The organism is Streptomyces sp. NPDC055078 (assembly GCF_053607985.1).
Genome location: NZ_JBSGUP010000843.1, coordinates 1 through 3087, shown reverse-complemented (window position 1 = coordinate 3087; position 3087 = coordinate 1). Strand labels below are relative to the sequence as shown.

Genomic DNA, 3087 nt, shown 5'->3' with positions numbered 1-3087 from the left:
ACGTGGCACCGGACCCGATCCGGCCGGGGCGCCGGGGCCCGGTGCCGGACCCACAGCCGCGCCCGGGTCCGGACCTGGGCCTGGACCCGCGCCCGCGCCCGGGTCCGGACTCGGCCCCGCACCCGGATCTGGACTCGGCCCCGCGCCCGGCCCCGGCCCCGCGCCCGTGGTCGCCGACCCGGGGGAGCCGTGCCCCGGCGGGACCGGTGCCGACGCCGATCCGGCCGGGGCCGTCGCGGGACCGGCCGCCCCCGGCGTCGCCCCGGGCCCGGCCGCCGCCACCGCGCCGGGCCGCCATCGCGCCCGTACCGCCGTACCGCGCGGCCGGGCGGGCCGCCGGATCGCTGCCGACGCCTACCGGGCGGCACAGCGCGACGGACGGGACCCCGTGCTCGCGGTGATGAGCGCGACGGGCCACAGCCGGCGTACCTCGCTGCGGCTGATCGCGGGCGCCCGCGACGAGGGCTATCTCGCACCGCGCCACAACCGCCGGTAGGGGGCGCCCTCAAGGCCCGTCGTGCCCGCTCTCCGGGCGGACGAGGCGCTCCCGGCGGTTCTTCCCCGGCCCGGCCCGCGAACGGCCTCCAGGGCCGCCGCACCCCCGGGCCCCGCAACCCCAGGCCCCGCAACCCCGGACCCCTCGTCACATCTTGCGCATCCGGCCGATCTCGGCCGTCTGCTGGGCGATCACATCGTTCGCCATCTCCTGGACGAGGACGTTCTTGCCCGACGACAGCGCCTCGGCCGCCATCGTGACGGCACCGTCGTGATGAGTGATCATCAGTTTCAGGAACAGCTCGTCGAACGCCTTGCCCTTGGCCGCCCGCAGCTGCTTCAGCTGGGCGTCGGTCGCCATCCCCGGCATGGGCTCCGCGCCATGGTCGTGACCGCCGCCCTTCGGCCTGTGCTTGGCGTTGTTCTTCAACCAGCCCTCCATCGCGGCGATCTCCGGCTTCTGCGCGGCCGATATCCGCTCCGCGAGGCGTTTCACCTGGGGCGACGCGGCTCTCTCCGGTACGAGGGCGGTCATCGTCAGCGCCTGGCCGTGGTGCTGGATCATCATGTCCGCATAGGTGAAGTCGGCCGAGTTGGGCGTGTTGTCCGGGACCGCCTTCGCGGCCTCCTCGGCGGACAGCGTCTTCGCGGGCTCACCCGGCTTGCCCGGCGCCACGACGGACCCGTCACTCTTTCCCTGGGATTTGTCGGAAGTGCCGGACTCCGACTCGCAGGCGCCCAGGGTGAATACGGCGGCGACGGCCGCCGTCGCGATGGCCGATATGCGAACACGCGAATTCCGTCGGCGGTTGAACACGGAGACCTCCTGGGGGACTTGGGGCATTTGACGACTGTTTGGGGTCCGTCCTAGCACGCTTTCCAAGGGAGTTGATCAGAAAGTTTCATTACGTGTCTGTAGCCATCTATTGATATGGGCACGCAAAGGAAGATACTGCCGGGGTCCGTGAACCGTTCATACCGGAACGGCTACAAGGGAGGACACAGTGACCCTGTTGCACACCACCCGCGTGCGGCGGAGACGTCTGGGCGTGGCAGCTGCCGCGGCCGGACTGCTCGCCACGCTGCTGACGGCCGGACCCGCCGCCGCCATCCCCGACCCCGGGGACAAGCCCATCCAGAAGGATGTCTCCGCCAGCCAGGAGGCCCAGGCGCGGTCCGCGATCAACAGCGGTGCGATACCCGGGGTGGACGAGATCGTCCACAGCTCGAACATCGAGCACCTCACCAACATCCCCAAGGACGCGCTCAAGGGCACCAACTCGGACATCGCCTTCCAGGGCAAGTACGCCTACGCGGGCAACTACGACGGCTTCCGGATCTTCGACATCAGCAACCCGAGGGCCCCGAAGACCGTGTCCCAGGTGCTGTGCCCGGGCAGTCAGAACGACATCTCGGTCTCCGGCAATCTGCTCTTCCTGTCCACCGACTCCTCACGCAGCGACAACACGTGCAACAGCACGTCGCAGTCCGCCACCGTGAAGGACTCGTGGGAGGGCATGAAGGTCTTCGACATCAGCGACAAGCGCAACCCGAAGTACGTCGCCGCTGTCGAGACGGCCTGTGGCTCGCACACCCACACGCTGGTGCCCGACCGCAAGAACATCTACGTGTACGTCTCCTCGTACTCGCCGAACGCGGCCTTCCCGGACTGCAAGCCCCCGCATGACGGGATCTCCGTCATCAAGGTCCCGAAGAAGGCCCCGCAGCAGGCGAGGGTCGTCGGCTTCCCCGTGCTCTTCCCCGGTGACGGCCCCGACGGCGGTGGCAACCCCGGCGGACCCACCAACCCGGGTGTTTCCAAGACCACCGGCTGCCACGACATCACGGTGCTCCCCTCGAAGGACCTGGCCGCCGGCGCCTGCATGGGTGACGGCATCCTGTTCTCGATCAAGGACCCGGAGCGGCCGAAGGTCATCGACCGTGTCCAGGACAATGTGAACTTCGCGTTCTGGCACTCGGCCACCTTCAACCAGGACGTCGACAAGGTCGTCTTCACGGACGAGCTGGGCGGCGGCGGCGCTGCCACCTGCAACGCCGAGATCGGTCCGAACCGGGGTGCCAACGGCATCTACGACCTGGTCGGGAAGGGCGACAAGCGCAAGCTCGTCTTCCGCAGCTACTACAAGATCCCCCGGCACCAGGCAGCCACCGAGAACTGTGTGGCACACAACGGCTCGATCATCCCGGTGAAGGGCAAGGACCTCATGGTCCAAGCCTGGTACCAGGGCGGCATCTCCGTCTGGGACTTCACCGACTCCGCCAAGCCCAAGGAGATCGGCTTCTTCGAGCGCGGTCCCCTCTCCGCCGACACGCTCGTCGGGGGAGGGACGTGGTCCGCGTACTACTACAACGGCTATGTCTACTCCAACGACATGGCCAAGGGGCTCGACGTCCTTAAGATCAACGACAGGCGCACCGATCCCGCCAAGAAGATCCGGCTGGACGTGCTCAACGTCCAGACCCAGCCGGACTACTTCGACCGGGACGACGACGATGACGACCACGACGACGACTGATCCGGCGTCCGGCTGGTCGTACCAGTCGTACCAGTCGTGCTGGTCGCACTGATCG

3 protein-coding genes are annotated in these 3087 nt (G+C 68.7%); 2 read left to right on the top strand and 1 reads right to left on the bottom strand.

What is annotated here, in order from left to right; genetic code table 11:
- Nucleotides 1-496: DUF6214 family protein (locus ACWF94_RS37530; RefSeq protein ID WP_453499259.1), on the top strand; the 496-nt coding region annotated here is incomplete at its 5' end.
- 147 nt (nt 497-643) lie between these two features.
- Here ACWF94_RS37530 and ACWF94_RS37525 read toward each other — a convergent pair.
- Nucleotides 644-1339 carry a DUF305 domain-containing protein gene (locus tag ACWF94_RS37525; protein ID WP_453499257.1) on the bottom strand — a complete coding sequence of 232 codons (696 nt, stop codon included), beginning with the start codon at nt 1337-1339 and terminating at the stop codon, nt 644-646.
- A 160-nt stretch (nt 1340-1499) separates the two neighbouring features.
- On the opposite strand from ACWF94_RS37525, the gene ACWF94_RS37520 reads away from it, so the two are divergent.
- A complete protein-coding gene (locus ACWF94_RS37520) occupies nt 1500-3032 on the top strand; it encodes an LVIVD repeat-containing protein (RefSeq protein WP_453499255.1) in 1533 nt (510 codons plus the stop codon).
- Nucleotides 3033-3087 lie beyond the last annotated feature (55 nt).

Excerpts from the sequence above, each read along its gene's own strand:
- ACWF94_RS37525 (WP_453499257.1), bottom strand. The coding sequence starts at position 1,339 with ATGCCCCAAGTCCCCCAGGAGGTCTCCGTGTTCAACCGCCGACGGAAT.